This window comes from Acinetobacter terrae, assembly GCF_013004375.1.
GTDB classification, from domain to species: domain Bacteria; phylum Pseudomonadota; class Gammaproteobacteria; order Pseudomonadales; family Moraxellaceae; genus Acinetobacter; species Acinetobacter terrae.
The window spans coordinates 87,929-104,421 of sequence record NZ_JABERI010000014.1; the positions used below are offsets into that span (position 1 = coordinate 87,929).

Annotated in this window: 17 protein-coding genes; 5 read left to right on the plus strand and 12 right to left on the minus strand. The window is 42.6% G+C overall.

From position 1 onward, the window contains the following. Positions 1-4: 4 nt before the first annotated feature. The 9 genes from HLH14_RS07530 to cysM all read right to left on the minus strand — a co-directional run bounded on the left by HLH14_RS07530 (position 5) and on the right by cysM (position 8,240). Entirely contained in the window at positions 5-559 is a 555-nt protein-coding gene (locus tag HLH14_RS07530; RefSeq protein WP_171532850.1) for a COG4648 family protein, read from the minus strand. Continuing rightward, positions 556-804 (minus strand): acyl carrier protein, encoded by a 249-nt coding sequence (locus HLH14_RS07535; RefSeq protein ID WP_086194052.1) that lies wholly within the window; start codon positions 802-804, stop codon positions 556-558. The genes HLH14_RS07530 and HLH14_RS07535 overlap by 4 nt, the downstream gene beginning before the upstream one ends. A gap of 8 nt (positions 805-812) precedes the next feature. After that, on the minus strand, positions 813-1,073 hold the full coding sequence (locus tag HLH14_RS07540) for a phosphopantetheine-binding protein (protein ID WP_067722984.1): 261 nt from the start codon (positions 1,071-1,073) through the stop codon (positions 813-815). Next, complete coding sequence (locus HLH14_RS07545) at positions 1,070-1,879, minus strand: lysophospholipid acyltransferase family protein (protein ID WP_171532851.1); 810 nt, start codon at positions 1,877-1,879, stop codon at positions 1,070-1,072. Before HLH14_RS07545 ends, HLH14_RS07540 begins: the two co-directional genes overlap by 4 nt. Further along, the gene (locus HLH14_RS07550) at positions 1,864-2,502 is read right to left on the minus strand and encodes a beta-ketoacyl synthase chain length factor (protein WP_171532852.1); all 639 of its coding nucleotides are present in this window, start codon (positions 2,500-2,502) and stop codon (positions 1,864-1,866) included. The genes HLH14_RS07545 and HLH14_RS07550 overlap by 16 nt, the downstream gene beginning before the upstream one ends. 238 nt (positions 2,503-2,740) lie before the next feature. Further along, positions 2,741-5,047: a RelA/SpoT family protein gene (locus tag HLH14_RS07555; RefSeq protein WP_171532853.1), complete on the minus strand. Its 2,307-nt coding sequence runs from the start codon at positions 5,045-5,047 to the stop codon at positions 2,741-2,743. Between the two features lie 17 nt (positions 5,048-5,064). Then, positions 5,065-6,468, minus strand: a complete 1,404-nt coding sequence (gene rlmD / locus HLH14_RS07560; protein WP_171532854.1) for a 23S rRNA (uracil(1939)-C(5))-methyltransferase RlmD — start codon at positions 6,466-6,468, stop codon at positions 5,065-5,067. Between the two features lie 6 nt (positions 6,469-6,474). Then, entirely contained in the window at positions 6,475-7,296 is an 822-nt protein-coding gene (locus HLH14_RS07565; RefSeq protein WP_171532855.1) for a 3'-5' exonuclease, read from the minus strand. 23 nt (positions 7,297-7,319) lie between these two features. Further along, the gene (gene cysM / locus HLH14_RS07570) at positions 7,320-8,240 is read right to left on the minus strand and encodes a cysteine synthase CysM (protein ID WP_067722994.1); all 921 of its coding nucleotides are present in this window, start codon (positions 8,238-8,240) and stop codon (positions 7,320-7,322) included. Positions 8,241-8,393: 153 nt separating this feature from the next. On the opposite strand from cysM, the gene HLH14_RS07575 reads away from it, so the two are divergent. The 5 genes from HLH14_RS07575 (at position 8,394) to rsfS (ending at position 14,331) form a co-directional block, all read left to right on the plus strand. Then, positions 8,394-11,204, plus strand: coding sequence for a GacS-like sensor histidine kinase (locus HLH14_RS07575; protein ID WP_171532856.1), 2,811 nt, complete (start codon positions 8,394-8,396; stop codon positions 11,202-11,204). 131 nt (positions 11,205-11,335) lie between these two features. After that, positions 11,336-12,124, plus strand: coding sequence for a crotonase/enoyl-CoA hydratase family protein (locus tag HLH14_RS07580; protein ID WP_067723074.1), 789 nt, complete (start codon positions 11,336-11,338; stop codon positions 12,122-12,124). Between the two features lie 36 nt (positions 12,125-12,160). Continuing rightward, a complete protein-coding gene (locus HLH14_RS07585; RefSeq protein WP_171532857.1) occupies positions 12,161-13,027 on the plus strand; it encodes an NAD(P)-dependent oxidoreductase in 867 nt (288 codons plus the stop codon). A 33-nt stretch (positions 13,028-13,060) separates the two neighbouring features. After that, on the plus strand, positions 13,061-13,855 hold the full coding sequence (locus HLH14_RS07590) for a hydroxypyruvate isomerase family protein (protein WP_171532858.1): 795 nt from the start codon (positions 13,061-13,063) through the stop codon (positions 13,853-13,855). A 77-nt stretch (positions 13,856-13,932) separates the two neighbouring features. Then, the gene (gene rsfS / locus HLH14_RS07595; protein WP_067723009.1) at positions 13,933-14,331 is read left to right on the plus strand and encodes a ribosome silencing factor; all 399 of its coding nucleotides are present in this window, start codon (positions 13,933-13,935) and stop codon (positions 14,329-14,331) included. Positions 14,332-14,431: 100 nt separating this feature from the next. On the opposite strand, the gene HLH14_RS07600 is transcribed toward rsfS, so the two are convergent. The 3 genes from HLH14_RS07600 to HLH14_RS07610 all read right to left on the minus strand — a co-directional run bounded on the left by HLH14_RS07600 (position 14,432) and on the right by HLH14_RS07610 (position 16,488). Continuing rightward, positions 14,432-14,572 carry a hypothetical protein gene (locus HLH14_RS07600; RefSeq protein ID WP_171532802.1) on the minus strand — a complete coding sequence of 47 codons (141 nt, stop codon included), beginning with the start codon at positions 14,570-14,572 and terminating at the stop codon, positions 14,432-14,434. A 134-nt stretch (positions 14,573-14,706) separates the two neighbouring features. Further along, positions 14,707-16,161: an NAD(P)(+) transhydrogenase (Re/Si-specific) subunit beta gene (locus HLH14_RS07605; protein WP_171532859.1), complete on the minus strand. Its 1,455-nt coding sequence runs from the start codon at positions 16,159-16,161 to the stop codon at positions 14,707-14,709. After that, complete coding sequence (locus HLH14_RS07610; RefSeq protein ID WP_067723013.1) at positions 16,162-16,488, minus strand: proton-translocating transhydrogenase family protein; 327 nt, start codon at positions 16,486-16,488, stop codon at positions 16,162-16,164. It lies immediately after the preceding gene. Positions 16,489-16,493: the final 5 nt, after the last annotated feature.

Sequence of the window (16,493 nt, forward strand, 5' to 3'; positions counted from 1 at the left end):
TGTTTTATTCCTGAAGTTGATTTAAGCGCTGCTGTCGCTTACGCAATATAAATTCGCCCAATAGTAATAGTCCCATCAGTACATAGGAAATAAAACCGTTATACAGCACCCAAACCTGCATCGGAGCAAACAACACGGTCGCCAACGCAATCAGGGCATTCAGCACAAAAAAACCACACCACACGATGGTGACTTTACGGGTCCAGATCACCCCGGCTTCGGGTAAATTCGGTTCTGCCAATCGGGCAAAACGCTCAATCATGGAAGGTGGTTTAATTAAAGTAGAGGCAAAAATGCTGAGCGCACCGACACTCATAAATACCGGATACAGTTTCAGCCAGGCATGATCTTTTAAAATCAAACTCAAGCTGCCACATAAAATGGCAAACCCGGTTAAAGGCCACAGTAAGGTATTACCCTTGCTAAATAGACGCAATACACCCAGTACAATCAGCAAACTGCTGACCCAGATATACTGCCCATGTGCCAAGCTATAACCCACTAAAAAAGGATAGAGAATCAAGCCGATTACCACTATCCCTTTGAAGATCAATTTCATGCAGCAGACATATTCTGAATAACTGTCACAACATCCTGCACTGTGCGTACACTTTTAAAGTCTTCAGGATTTACTTGCTTGCCGGTCAGTTCTTTAATTTTGACCACAAGATCAATCGCATCAATACTGTCTACATCCAAATCATTGGCTAAATTCGCATCCAGCTGAACATCTTCAGGTGTAATTTCGAACAGATCTTCCATCCATTCTCTTAATTTTTCAAGTACTTGTTCCTGAGTTAACATACAACCTCTTACGCCTTTTGCTGTGCTTCAACCAAAGCCACCAAGCTTTGAATTGATTTAAAATGTTGTTTAGTTTCTGCCGATTCAGCATTCAAATGAATGTTGTAACGTTTTTTCAGCGCTAAACCTAGTTCCAAGGCATCAATGGAATCTAGACCCAAGCCATCACCAAATAAAGGTGCTTCGGTTTCAATATCATCTATGCTGATGTCCTCAAGGGCCAGAACATCGATAATCATTTGCTTTAATTCATCAGCAAGATTGCTCATTTTTCAGATAACTCTTGGTTAAAAAACTGGTGTAATTGATGATTCAGATGACGCACATTTTTCGGACTAACCGTTGCATCATCTATAAGATCATCGACATGAATGGCATCCAGCACCTTCACATGAATATGAAATGGCCGTGAAGGAACGTGATACCACTTTTCATTCTTGGTTAAGGTTGAAGGCGTACAGGTAATCAGAACTGGACGAATCGGCACATTGGCACGAATCGCAATATTGGCAGCCCCGCGCTGAAACTCATTCAGCAGCTCGCCTTTTGCCGTACGTGTTCCTTCAGGGAAAATCAGCAAAGATGCAGCTTGATCGGTCGTTAATTTTGCAACGCAGTCCTGAATAAACTGTTCAGAACCTGCATTTAAAATATAACCGGCACTTTGCACGGGGCCTTTGGTAAATGGATTTGACCACAAGGTTTGCTTCACCACACAGTTGGCTTGTTCCATCAGACCAATCAGCACCACCACATCAACCAGTGTAGGATGGTTGGCAATGACCAGTTCCTGCCTACTCTGCTGTAATTTTTCCAGACCTTCAATGTCATAGGTCATAATTCCAAGCTTGACCATCATTTCGGTAAAGCCCTTGAAACTATGCTTAATCACTTTTTGCGTGCGCTGCTGACGCAAGCTCGGATTCTGGGTGGATAGATTGACCAATGGTGCAATCAAACCACCAATCGCAACACCACCGATCCCGAAACTGGCAAAACTAAAACCCGTGGCGCCAACACGCCACAGATAATTGGCTTTTTGTTTAATTTGATCGCGTTTTAACATTTTTGCCATGCCTGAGTCGGAAGATGCTCCTGATTCTGTTCAGATTGCTGCCAAAAATCATAAAATTTTTGTGCATCTAAATATTTATGGCGATGATGTGTTAATGCGTTTACATCCAGTTGCAGATTTGGCGCCTCTAAACTAATGATTGCCGACATGGCAAAACCACTGAAGGGCTGAAATTCCTGATAAATTTCAGGTAAAGCTTCATCGTAATAAACCACCAGCACGCGTGCATTGGGTTTTGGTGTAGTTTTCAGCCAAGCATAGGCTTCAATCAGTGCTTCACTCCATGATGCTGCCAAACTGGTCGATGGTGTCGCATCCTGACATAAAATCGAATACAGCCCGGCAATGGCATTATGCACAGAGGTCGAAAATTGCGTCGGCGATGGAGTTTGATCTTGTAGAACATCTGCCAGAATTTTCAGCGTTTTATGTTCATCACCATATTGTGATGCCCAAACAATATAGTCCACCGATTCTGCATTCAGCGATTGAATCGCACTATTTAAAGCCAATTTTGCAATTCCGGATAATCGTCTACGCTGCATGGCAGGAATCTGTTCTAAGGCAGGAACGGTCTCTTCGGCACGACTCATATATAGTGGTGATACATTTATTTGAATCATTGCCGAATTTTTCCATACCCTAATAATAGTTTAGCTTGGGGGCCATTTTATTCGCCGGATTATAGCATTTGTCATAAAAATTACACAAAAAAATATCCTTTATACTTTCAATAACATAAATGTATTACCTTGATTTATTTATACATTTTAAGTCTAAGTCGCATAGTCATTTTTTCCTTGCATAAAAAAACCAGCAACACAAGTTGCTGGTTTTTCGGTAGTAATTTACAGGTTTGGATTAATTACCTTGTACCAAACGACGTGCGCTAATAATCCCCGGTTGTTGCTCTAAACGTGCCAACAAGCGTGATAACTGTGCCAAGCCTTTCACTTCAATTAGCAACTTCATATTGGCAATACCATCTGTTTCTGAAATGGTATTCACCTGACGAATATTGATTTGATCTGAAAAAATCACTTGAGTTAAGTCTTTTAACAAACCACGGCGGTCGTATGCTTCCACTACAATCTGCACACTTTGGCCACGGGTTGGCTGCATTTCCCAATCTGCTTCAACCGCACGCTCAGGTTCTTGTGAAATCATCCGGATATAATCCGAACACACAACCTTGTGAATACTGACGCCACGATTCAGCGTGATATACCCACCAATTGATTCGCCATGTACCGGCTGACAGCATTGCGCAATATGCAATTCCACATTGTCCAAACCGTCAATTAAAATGCCATGCGCAGACAAGGTATGACTTGCACGCGGATTTAATGTCGGCTTGAGTACCAATTCAGGTTCATCTTGACCGATATGCATATGACGATTGACCTGATTGATCAAGGCATGCAGACTAATATCACCATTCACCAAACCAATCAGAATGTCCTCACCCAACTTGACATTGAAGTGATTGCAATAATCATTTAAATCAATGCTTTTTGGATGAATCGCCAAACGTAAAAGTTCTTTATTTAGAATTTCACGGCCAACTTCCAGGTTTTTACTGCGGTCTTGCTGTCTAAACCAGTGACGCAATTTGTCGCGTGCACGGGAGGTCTTAATATAACCAAGCGAGTTTACCAACCAGTCACGATTCGGCTCGCGATCTTTTTTGGTTAAAATCTCAACCTGTTCACCGGTTTTTAAAGTATAGGTTAAAGGCACATAGCGCTGGTTGACCCGCGCTGCATAACACTTGTTCCCCACTTCAGTATGCACATGATAGGCAAAGTCTAAAACAGTTGAACCACGTGGTAACTCTTTAATGTCCCCATCACGGCTAAACACATAGATCTTTTCAAATCCTTCGAAATCTTGAACGTGTTCAAAATTCTCGGAATCATCATCTGATTTATGCGCGCTGGAATCATTACGTTCTTGATAATGCTCAAGTACTGCACGCAATGAATGTAAACGATGATTAAAAGAATGATCGGTATTTTTTGCGCCTTCTTTATAATTGAAGTGCGAACATACCCCAAGCTCTGCCTCTTTATGCATATCCTTGGTCCGGATTTGCACTTCAAGTGACTTGTTCTCTGCAATGACCGCAGTGTGCAAGGAACGATAGCCATTGGCTTTAGGATTGGTAATGTAATCATCAAATTGATGCGGAATATGACGCCAAATTTGATGCACAATTCCCAGTGAGTGATAACACTCAGGTACGTTTTTTACCAACACCCGAACCGCGCGAATATCGTAAAGCTGATCAAAACTCAGGTTCTTACTTTTCATTTTTCGATAAATCGAATAAATGTGTTTAACCCGTCCGCTAATCTCGGCTTCAATACCGTAGCTCGCCAGTTCATTTTTCAGTTTATCAATGACAAACTGAATATATTGCTCGCGCTCCAAACGTTTTTCATTCAGTAACGTTGCAATTTCTTTATAGCGTTCTGGGGCTAAATAACGAAAAGCTAAATCTTCAAGTTCCCACTTTAACTGCGCAATCCCTAAACGGTGCGCCAAGGGTGAGTAAATGGTCAGAATTTCTCGAGCAACACGTTCTTGACGCTCGCGTGAGGCTTGGGTCAATTCCCGCAAAGCATAGGTACGCTCTGCAAGCTTGATCAATACCACACGAACATCTTCGGTCACAGAAATCAGCATTTTATAAATGCCGCTTAAATGCTCTCTTTGATTATTATTAAAATGGTCTTCTAGACGCTTGTTCTTCTCAATCAGTTCAGAAAGTTTACCCATAGCCAGGGTTCCTTGGACCAGACTATGCACTTGCTCGCCAAAATGTTCACGAACTTCTTCAAGCGTCATGACGCCTTCACGCACACTTCGGTACAGCATCGCTGCGGATAAAGTATCTTCATCCACATGTAAATGCGCCAAAATATCCGCCATCTCAATACCGGTATAAAAGGTATTGGAACGATGATTAACCGTGGTTTGCAACTCTTTCTGCAAAGTTAAATGGGCAACTTCTTCGAGTTGTTTAAGCGCTGCGTCATCTAATATGCCACGAACCCGATCCAGCCATTCCGCCAAATCATGTCGAGCTTGTTCGGCATGCTCTACAGTCGCTTCCTCAGACAGCTCATTGAGACGCCCAGGAAGTTGTTCACGTACTGTGACCATACCCTTCTCCTACCTCTTTACTTATCATATTCTAAATCGTTTATTTCTTTGTTTTTCTCGAATAAGGCAATAGATTCAACATGTCCAGTGTGAGTAAACATATCCATTACCCCAGCCTTTTTTAATCGATAGCCATGTTTCACCAACACACCGGCATCGCGTGCTAATGTTGCAGGATTACATGACACATAAACGATTCTTTTTGCACCAAATTTTGGCACATAATGCATTATCTCCTCTGCACCGGAGCGTGGAGGGTCAATCAATAATGCATCAAATCCCTGTTTTGCCCAAGAATGATGCGAAAAATCTTTTGTTAAGTCTTGTGAATAAAAATGTACGTGAGTCATCGCGTTATTTTTAGCATTTTCTGCACCACGTTGAACCATTTCTTCACTTCCTTCAACAGCCACCACTTGCCCTGTTTCACCGACACAACGAGCAAGAGGTAAAGAAAAGTTTCCTAGACCACAAAATAAATCTAGAACGCGTTCACCTTGCTGCAACTGAAGCAAATCACATGCCAGCTTCAACATTTGCGGATTAATCGTTGAATTCACTTGGGTAAAATCCAGCGGATTAAAGCCAAATTTCACATCAAATTCATCCACAGCATAATGCAAACGCATTGCAGCAGTTGGGTCATCGACACGGTGTAAACTTTCGCTACCTGCAGGTTGTAAATACAATTGCCATTGCTTGTTTAACGTAAACTGTTTTAATTGGTTGACATCATCTGCTGATAATTTTTCAGTATGACGGACCACCAGTGCAATATCTTCATCACCCATGGCCAATTCTATATGACCAATGGCGGCTTTGGCTTTTAGACTTTCGAGTAACTGTTTCAGCGCAGAGATCGATCCAAATTCACGATCAAGCACCATACAGCGGTCGATGGAAATCAATTTATTACTTTGACGTTCACGGAAACCCACCACCAGTTTGTCTTTAGCTGGAATATAGCGTACTCCAATACGGGCTTTACGACGGTAGTCTTCACGTTGCGAACGTAAAGGTTCTAACCATTGTTCTGGTTGAATTCCGGCAAAATGTTCTAAATGCGATTTTAGAACATCCTGTTTTAAGCGAATTTGTTCATCTTGCTGAATGTGCTGCATATTACAACCGCCACACACGGTAAAATGTGGACATTTCGGTTCAATACGTGTTGCAGCAGGTGCGCTTAACAGCTCAATACTGTCCGCTTCTTCTAAACGTTTGACCACATTGGTAATTTGCGCTTTAACAGTCTCGCCAGGCAAGGCATAACTGATAAATACTTTTTTACCCTGCTTCTCACTTGGATGATCAGGATGTGCTCCATAGTGCGCTATCCCCCGTCCCTCGTGTGAAAGTGACTCAACCTGAAAAGTGTAAATCGGCTGTTGAGCTGGACGTGGCTTAGTTCTATGTTTCATGAATACCTAGAGTGTGGGAGATAAAAAGTCTGTAGCGGTAAATTCAGTACGTTGTGAGGTTTCACGCCATACTGCTAAAAATTCTGCATGTTGCGGTTGAGTCGATAAAAATTGGATGGTGCGCTGAACTGCATCACGATAATCATTAAGTAAAAGCTGACCTTTTAATAATGACCAACGCAGGTAAATCAACCAGGTATTGAGCACATCACCTTCGCAATAACTGGTGAGTTTTTGCCATTCTTGCTGACGTACATATTCAGGGACATGGTAGGCTCCATCACCACGCTTACCCGGATAACCAAGTAAATGTGCAACATCATCTAACTTCTGAAATTGACGACCATTGAACATCGCAATCACATCCATCAAATCGACATGACGATGGTGATAACGATTCTGATAGTTATTATAGCGCTTTTGCTGATCAATTTCGCCCTGATCGAATAAACTTGGTGCAGATAAACCATGATACATGGCGCGAAACAGAATTACCGGCAAATCAAATTGCGAGCCATTCCAACTGACTAAAGTCGGATGACGCTTGTCAAAAATCGAGAGAAATTTCGTTAAAATTTCCGCTTCAGTATTCTGCTCCCGGCTAAACGAGAACATTTTCATGTTGCCTTGCTCATCGAGCCATAGGCCAGAAATACAGACAATTTCATGCAAGGCCATGCGTTGAAAGTCCATACCGGATTCTTGACGACGCAATTTAATCAACGCCTGTTCCAGATCTGCTTCTGGCAAATCTAGACCATACAAATGCGCTCCCGATTTTAAATCGGTCAAGGTTTCTATATCGAAAATTAAAACAGGTAAGCGCATCTTAACTCACAAAAATTGCAGATTTATTCAGGATCTTTTACAGAGAACAAACCTGTAGAAAGATAACGGTCACCACGGTCACAGATGATACATACAATCACTGCACCCGGGTTTTCTTGCGCCAATTGAATTGAAGCCCAAACAGCGCCACCGGAAGACGTACCGGCACTGATGCCTTCTTTGCGCGCCAATTGACGTGCCATTTTTTCCGCTTCAATTTGCGGAATATCCATAATGCGGTCAACGCGCTTAGGGTCAAAAATAGTGGGAAGATATTCTTGTGGCCAACGACGAATACCTGCAATATTTGAACCTTCAGAAGGTTGTAAACCCACAATTTGAATATCAGGATTTTGTTCTTTCAGGTATTTGGAAATCCCCATAATCGTGCCTGTCGTTCCCATGGAACTGACGAAATGGGTAATTTTACCACCAGTTTGTTGCCAGATTTCAGGACCGGTGGTCAGGTAATGTGCTTCAACATTGTCCGGGTTACCAAATTGGTTAAGGACTAAACCTTTACCCTCTTTTTCCATTTGCAGCGCCATATCACGCGCTTCTTCCATGCTTGAAGATTCAATCAGTTCAGCACCGTAAGCACGCATCGCGTCTTTACGTTCCTGACTTGAACCTGCAGGCATAATGAGTTTCATTTTATAGCCACGCATTGCTGCAACCATGGCCAAGGCAATCCCTGTATTTCCGCTTGTCGCTTCAATTAACGTATCGCCTGGTTTAATTTGACCACGTTTTTCAGCTTGCATAATCATGTTATACGCTGGACGGTCTTTTACCGAACCTGCAGGATTATTTCCTTCAAGTTTAGCCAATACTGTTGCTTGAGTGTGACTTGCCAGACGTTGCAAACGCACCAAAGGCGTTTTACCTACGTAGTGGTCTAACAAAAATTCGTCTGCTTGAAAATCAGGGGTGGTATTACTCATTATTTGTACCTATATCGAGGTGCGCCTATTGTATGAAAAAATGCTCCTCCCTGCACCCATTTAGCAGGCTTTTTATTGAAAGTGATTAAAGCGCAGTCAGTTTTAAATAAAGCATGCTAATATTCCGTGCATAGAAAATAAATTGCTTTAACCATGTCAAATATCAATAAAAAGTTATTTAAACGTCTACACTTAAATCATGCTTATGGACAACTCATTGCACTGATTTTTGTGCCGATTATGATTTTGGCATGTGTCGGGGCCTTGCTGGTTTTATCCGAAACCTCCAATGCATCACGTGCGCAACAACGTCAAATGGCAATTGCCATTGTGACCCGTTATCAGCTCACATCAGAAGCAGCAATCGACTTATTAAATAGTTATCCATGGCAATATGATCAGGCACGCAATGCTATGCAGGTCATGCTGAATGAAAAATATTTAATTCGTGCCGCCATCATTGATCAAAATGGTAGAAACCGTTTAAGTATTGGTTTTCAGGATCAGGAACCTTGGCCAAAGATTGACTCTACAGCCTCTTTTGTCGGCCCTATTCCATATAATAACAATAATATTTATGCGCTAAAGATTAATGACCATACTGGAACTCCTGCACGACTGGTCATTGAACTGGATAACCAACCGCTTGAAATTGCGCGTTATCGGGTCATGGTCGTGCTGATTGCAACCGGCTTACTAACTTTATTGCTACTTTTATTGTGCCTGAATTTCTATTCGCGTCGCTGGATTGCACCGATGTACGAAATCCGTATGCAATTACAACGCCTAAATGCTGATACCCTTGATCAGCACATGGTGATTAACAGTACCGGTGAATTACGTTTGTTGCAGCGCGATATTGCCAATGTGGTCAAACGCCTGCACTTCAGTTTTTTAGAACTGAAAGAACATACCGAACAAACTGAAGATGATTTACGTCGCACCTTAGATACATTAGAAGTTCAAAACATTACCTATCGTCAAGCACGTGACCAAGCGATTTCAGCCAACCAGTCCAAATCGGTATTTTTGGCCAATATCAGTCATGAATTGCGTACTCCCCTGAATAGTATTGATGGCTTTATTCATTTATTGCTGCGTCAAGGCAACTTGAGCAACGAGCAAAACCTGTATCTGCAAACCATTCGTAAATCATCGGCGCATCTTTTAGCACTGATTAACGATGTACTGGATTTCTCGAAAATTGATGCTGGCAAACTAGAACTGGAAACCGCACCGTTTGATCTAGAAGAAGCCATTTTCGATGTGATGGATATGTTGTCCCCACTAGCGGCTCAAAAGCATATCGATATGGCGTTTTATTATGCTGACAATGTACCGACACAAGTGATTGGTGATGCGCTACGCTTCAAACAGATTCTGACCAATCTTATTTCCAATGCGATTAAATTCACCCCGGATGGTGAAATTATTGTCCGTGCCCGCATGGAACACGACGATATTGGACAATGTTTATTACACTTTAGTGTGCAGGACAGCGGGATTGGTCTCAGTGGTACAGACCGTAAAAAACTGTTTGAATCCTTCTCGCAAGGCGATGCTTCGGTAACCCGTCAATTTGGTGGTACAGGACTTGGCTTGGCCATTTCCAAACAGCTGGTGCATTTAATGCAAGGTCAAATTGGCTTTGAAGACAATCAGGAACGTGCACCGACTGAAAAAGGTTCGACCTTCTGGTTTACCGCCATGTTTACTGTGAATGACGAAATTGAAATTATTCATCCACACTTCAACAACATGCAGGTGGTGTCTTATTTAGCCCATCCTGCGACTGCCAATATCTTGCGTCATTATCTTGAAAATTATGGTGTGCATCATGTCGAAACCAGCTCGATTCTGGATTTATTCAGTCAGCTGAATCAATTCTCGGAAAGTGATGAAAATACCTGGTTGATCGTGGATCATAGCGGCGATGGCAAAGCTTTGCTGAAAGAAATTCGTAACCGTTATCATGGCAATATTGCGGTTTACGGTTATCAAATGGTACTCGATCCAAACATGCTGAATGAGTATCGCGCGCGTCCACTGTATCAACCGTTGAGTCGTAGCGCCTTAATTCAGCTACTCAGCAATCAGCCGATTTTCGATCAAGATGTACATCAAGAATTTAATGGACAAGGTCTGCATATCCTCGCTGTCGATGATCATTTACCGAATCTGATTGTTTTAGAAGCTCTGTTGGGTGAACTCAATGTCAAGACCACCAAGGCGTTAAGCGGTCAAGAAGCCCTGGAAATCATTCAAAACCGGATTGAACAGGATCTGCCTGCATTTGATGTGGTATTTATGGACATTCAAATGCCGGTAATGTCAGGTATTGATACTACACGTGCCATCCGTTCTCTGGAATCGACTTTAGAGAACCGTAAACGCTTGCCGATTATTGCCCTGACGGCGCATGCTCTGGCCGATGAGAAACAAAAGTTGTTGCAGGTTGGCATGGATGATTACGTCACCAAACCAATTCAAATGGATCAGATTATTCAAATTCTGACCCAGTTGACCTCAGAAACTTTTAAAAAGGCTAAGAGTGTCGATAAAAGCATGCTGATTGAAGCCCTTGATCCAAACATTTTAGATTGGCAACAAAGCTTACAACTGGCGGCCAATAAAGAAGATCTGGCGATCGATCTACTTAAAATGCTGGTCGACAGTTTCCCTACAGAACTTGCTGAAATGCAGCAGTTGATTGAAATGGAAGATTTCCCGCAACTGGAACATGTGCTGCATCGTTTATATGGTGCAACCCGCTATGTCGGTGCACCTACTCTACAAGAAGCAACCGGTGGATTTGAGCAGTTTGTTTCCTCTTTACGTAAAGAACGTCGTAAAGCAGATGAAGGCTTTATTCAAGAAACTGTAAAACGTCTTGATGAATTACAGTCGGTCATTCAGCAAGTTGAACAGGCAGCCCAGCAAATCTTAAACAAACAGAATACTTAAACGGCCTTATTCGAATTTTGATAGTAGCGTCCATCTTTAGATGTGACTCTACTGTCATGTATCGTGGCATGTATCAGAGAAATGCCCGTGTTATGCTCAAAACAATGGAAAAAATTACAGGTTTATACAACATGGCGTTACTTCGCATAGAAAAAAATAATGGCATCGCAACCGTTTCTTTAAACCGTCCAGAAAAACGCAATGCCATGAGCTTTGCCTTGTTACGAGAACTGGTCAATGCAGCCAATCAAATTAAAAAAGACCGTTCGATTCGTTGTGTCATTTTAACTGGCGAAGCCCATGTCTTTAGCGCCGGGATTGACCTTGCCGATTTAAATTCACCGAAAAATACGGCTTATGCGGCTTGGGAACTGATTAAACCGGGACAAAGCCTATTCCAAAAAGCTTTTCTGATTTGGCAGGAACTTCCTGTTCCAGTCATTGCTGCAATTGAAGGTTATTGCTTAGGAGCAGGAATGCAATTGGCACTAGCTGCGGATATTCGTATTGCACATCCAAATACCAAAATGTCGATTATGGAAAGCCGTTGGGGACTGGTTCCAGACATGGGACTAACACGTTCAATTAAAGGCATTATTAATGTCGATCTTGCCAAAGAGCTAACCTTAACTGGACGTATTTTCGATGCTAATTATGCCAAAGAAATTGGTCTGGTGACGCATTTAGATGAATCACCAATCAGCAGAGCCCAAGCACTTGCTGAAGAAATGCTGCAACGTTCTCCTGATGCACTGACTGCAGCCAAACGCGTACTCGATGCCATGGAACATGAACCGAAAAAATCTTTACGCCTAGAGAAAATTTGGCAGCTGAAATTACTGTTGGGTAAAAACAGTAAATTGGCCCGTAAAAAAGATAAGAACCCGGAAGTTCAGTTTTTACCACGCCAATATAAGTAAAATATCCAGATAACAGGATTGTGCAGAGAAAAACACATGAGTTTTGATCGTAATACAAAAATTGCATTTTTAGGCATGGGGCTGATGGGTAGCCGCATGGCCACCCGACTCATTCAAGCCGGTTTTGAAGTGGCAGTTTGGAATAGAACAGCATCAGCTTGTGATGTGCTGATTGATATGGGTGCGACTGCATTAGACTTGCAAAACATTGGACAATATCCTGTTATTTTGACCTGTTTAGCCGATGATGCTGCAGTGCAAGCAGTTTATGATCAGATTCAGAACCAGTTACAGGCTGGACAAGTGATTGTGGATTTCTCAAGTTTATCTGTGGATAAAACCAAGACTTTGGCACAACAAGCTCAAACTCGCCAAGTCCAGTGGATTGATTCTCCTGTATCGGGGGGAACGGCAGGTGCTGAACAAGGAACTCTGGTGATTTTTGCCGGTGGTGATCTGCAAACCATCCAGAATTTATCGCTAATTTATAATGTGCTTTCGCAACGTGTGACCCGTATGGGCGAAACTGGAACTGGGCAAGCCACCAAAATTTGCAATCAGCTGATTGTGGCTGCCAACAGTACTTTAATTGCGGAAGCGGTGGCATTGGCTCGACAAGCCGGTGTGGATACCACTTTACTCGCCCCTGCGCTTGCCGGTGGTTTTGCCGACTCGAAACCTTTTCAGATTTTAACCCCGCGTATGGCAACCCATACTTTTGAACCGGTGCAATGGAAAGTACAAACCCTGTCTAAAGACTTAAATAATGCAGTTCTGCTGGCTGAACAATTCAATTTAAATATTCCTGTTGCAAAACAAGCACTATCACAATTGAAAACCCACCAAAATAAAGGCTATGCTGAAGCTGATCTTGCTACTGTGATTCAACTTGTTGAATCTTAAGCATCTCATTTTCTAACGCGCAAGGAGTAAAGCATGATTAAGCTGGCTGTAAATTTATCGATGATTTTTACTGAGGTTCCTTTGATTGAGCGCTTTGCTCTAGCGCGTGCACAGGGTTTTCAGCATGTGGAAATTCAGTTTCCCTATGAACTCAGCATTGAACAAATTCAAACCCAGCTGACCATTCATGACTTAAGCCTTTGCCTGATCAATGTACCTGCGGGTGATTTAATGCAAGGTGGCAATGGTCTTGCCGGTGTCCCAGGGATGGAACTTGAATTTCATCGCGGTTTAGAACAAGCCATTCAATATGCCACAGCACTAAATGTGCCGAGTGTGAACATTTTAGCGGGCAAGCAACCACTCGATGCAGACCTATTGCCTTGTTTAAATACTTTGGCGAAAAATTTGAAACTTTCCTGCTCAATGTTGGGCGAACATCAGATTCAGCCGGTATTTGAAATGATTAATGGCACAGACATGCCGCGCTTTCTGGTTCAGAACATTGCTCAAGCGCAAGAAATGCTTGAAGCCGTGCAAAACCCTGCCCTAAAAATGCAATATGACTGTTATCACATGGCGATGATGGGTGAAGATGTTTTTGAAGCCTTAAAAGAAAATATTCACGATATTGGTCATATTCAATTTGCTGACTGCCCGGGACGTCATGAACCCGATACTGCACAAATTAATTTTGCAGAAATATTTCAATGGCTTAATCAGAGTACATACACGGGTTATACAGCGGCAGAATATCGCCCACAGGCACATTCCAACCATTCGTTTGCATGGAAAGATAAATATTTTGTAAAATATCCGCAAAGTTAAAGTATGAACGGATTTGAAATTTAGCACTAAAACCGCTATATTACACGATGAGTTATTGTCCGGAAATAAAACCCTTTATGAATTTAGAACCATCGCCCAGCGCTTCTAATTCTCTCGATCTAGCAATGAATTCTCAAGCTAAAGATGTACAAGCTTGCTTAAAAGTTGTACATGAAGCCCTATTAGATGTAAAAGCAAAAGATATTCTTGAACTTAATGTTGGTGCTATTAGCAATGTAGCAGACTATATGGTCATTGCGAGTGGTACATCATCCCGTCACATTAAAGCCCTCGCAGATAACGTTGCTGAAGAAGCACGTAAAGCGGGTTTCCGCCCGATCGGCGTTGAAGGTGAACGTGATGCGGAATGGATCTTAATCGATCTTGGTTTTGTGGTTGTCCACGTTATGCTTCCAACGGCGCGTAAATTTTACGACCTTGAAAGCTTATGGCGTGCCACTCCAGAATCTGCTTAAAGCAAGAAAAAGCGACCATAAGGTCGCTTTTTTCATCTTGGATGTTCTATTTTAGATGCAACCATTTCACATGACTGAACCTTTATAAGATTAACAATATTTATAATAGTTGATGCAAATCTACATCAGGATATTTCGCCTTAATGTTATTTTTTACACGTGCATAGACTTGATCTGCTTTTACTGGTCCATAGAATTCGCAATAACATTCATAGCTTGCAGTTGTTTTTGAATTCATCATTAAAGTCTCATTCAGATCAGCCTATACAACTGCCAGCAGTGTATCATTCCCCCTTGTTTTATACTTTTAAAAATCATGCATTCTAAAAACAAAAAACCACCCGAAGGTGGTTTTTTGATACTCAACTTTAAGAATTAGTGACCGCCGCCATTAATCGCTTTGGTCATATCTTCCACGACTTTCTTGGCATCCCCAAAGATCATCATGGTCTTATCATTATAGAACAAGTCATTATCCAGACCTGCATAACCTGTTGCCATAGAACGTTTGATTACCATGATGGTACGCGCTTTATGCGCTTCCAGAATCGGCATACCGTAAATTGGTGAAGTTGGATCATCTTTTGCCGCAGGGTTCACCACGTCATTTGCACCAATCACCAGAACTACGTCAGTTGCAGGGAAATCTGTGTTGATTTCATCCATTTCCAAGATGTCTTCATAGGCCACATCAGCTTCTGCAAGCAGTACATTCATATGACCCGGCATACGACCTGCCACTGGGTGAATCGCAAAACGGACTTTTACGCCCTGTTCTTTCAACAAGTTAGCCAGTTCTTTCACCGCATTTTGTGCACGACCTTGCGCCATACCATAACCGGGTACAATCACAACACTGTCGGCATTCGACATCAAGAAGCCGGCGTCATCTGCTGAACCTGAACGGTGGTTACGCTGAACTTTTTCACCATTATCTGCTGCTGCAACTGCTGCACCGCCCATCGCACCACCAAACAAAACATTGATGATCGAACGGTTCATTGCTTTACACATGATGTAAGACAAAATTGCACCCGATGAACCCACCAGCGAACCTGCAACAATCAACATGTTATTTTCAAGCGTGAAACCAATACCTGCGGCTGCCCAACCTGAGAACGAGTTCAGTAGCGATACCACAACTGGCATATCACCACCACCGACGGGTGCAATCCATACCCAACCGAATACCAGCGCTAGAGCGGTCATTGCCCAGAACGCTTGCATATTGCCTGTTGAGAAGAACACAAAGCCAGATGCTAACATCGCAAGGAAAATGATCGCTTGTACAGGTTTAACCCATGCACCCGAAATCGTTTTTGCCCATTTTTTCGCAGCCAATTTACCATAGGCAAATACAGAGGCTGTAAAGGTAATCGCACCCACAAAGCAACCGACAAACAATTCAAATAAATGAACTTTGCTCATGTGTACATGCTGAACACCAGCTGCTTCCAAAGCAGTCTGATTTTGAACAAACGATGCCGTCAGTTGGTTATTATGCAAAATTGCAGCAATCGCAATTAAAACGGCAGCCAAACCGACCAATGAGTGCATCAGTGCAACAGTTTCAGGCATTTGCGTCATCGGAACAGTACGTGCACGTGCAATACCGACCACACCACCGAGTACCATCGCGCCAATAATCATCCAGACCACAGGATGTTCAGCAACAAAAAATGTGGTGATCACAGCAATCGCCATCGCGATCATGCCGTAACGGTTACCTTGAATAGCTGTCTTAGGACCAGACAAGCCACGAAGCGTTAAGATAAAAAGAACGGCGCCTACCAAGTAGAACCAATCCGCATAGTCTCGAATAAATTCCATTTATGAACCCTCTTTTTTCTTTTGCTTCGGCTTAAACATTTCAAGCATACGTGCAGTCACGGCAAAGCCACCGAAAATGTTGATACTGGCCAAGAACACTGCTACCGCACCCAAAATGCTCACGATGTTCACGCTTTGGAAAGCGACGTTGGCATCGACACCAATCACCGGCAAGCCGACAGTTTGAATCATTGCACCGACCACAATAATGGAAGACAGTGCATTGGTAACAGCCATAAGTGGCGTGTGTAAAGCTGGTGTTACGCCCCAAACCACGTAGTAACCTACGAAGATGGCAAGGACGAAAATTGTAATCGTTTCAACCATGATCT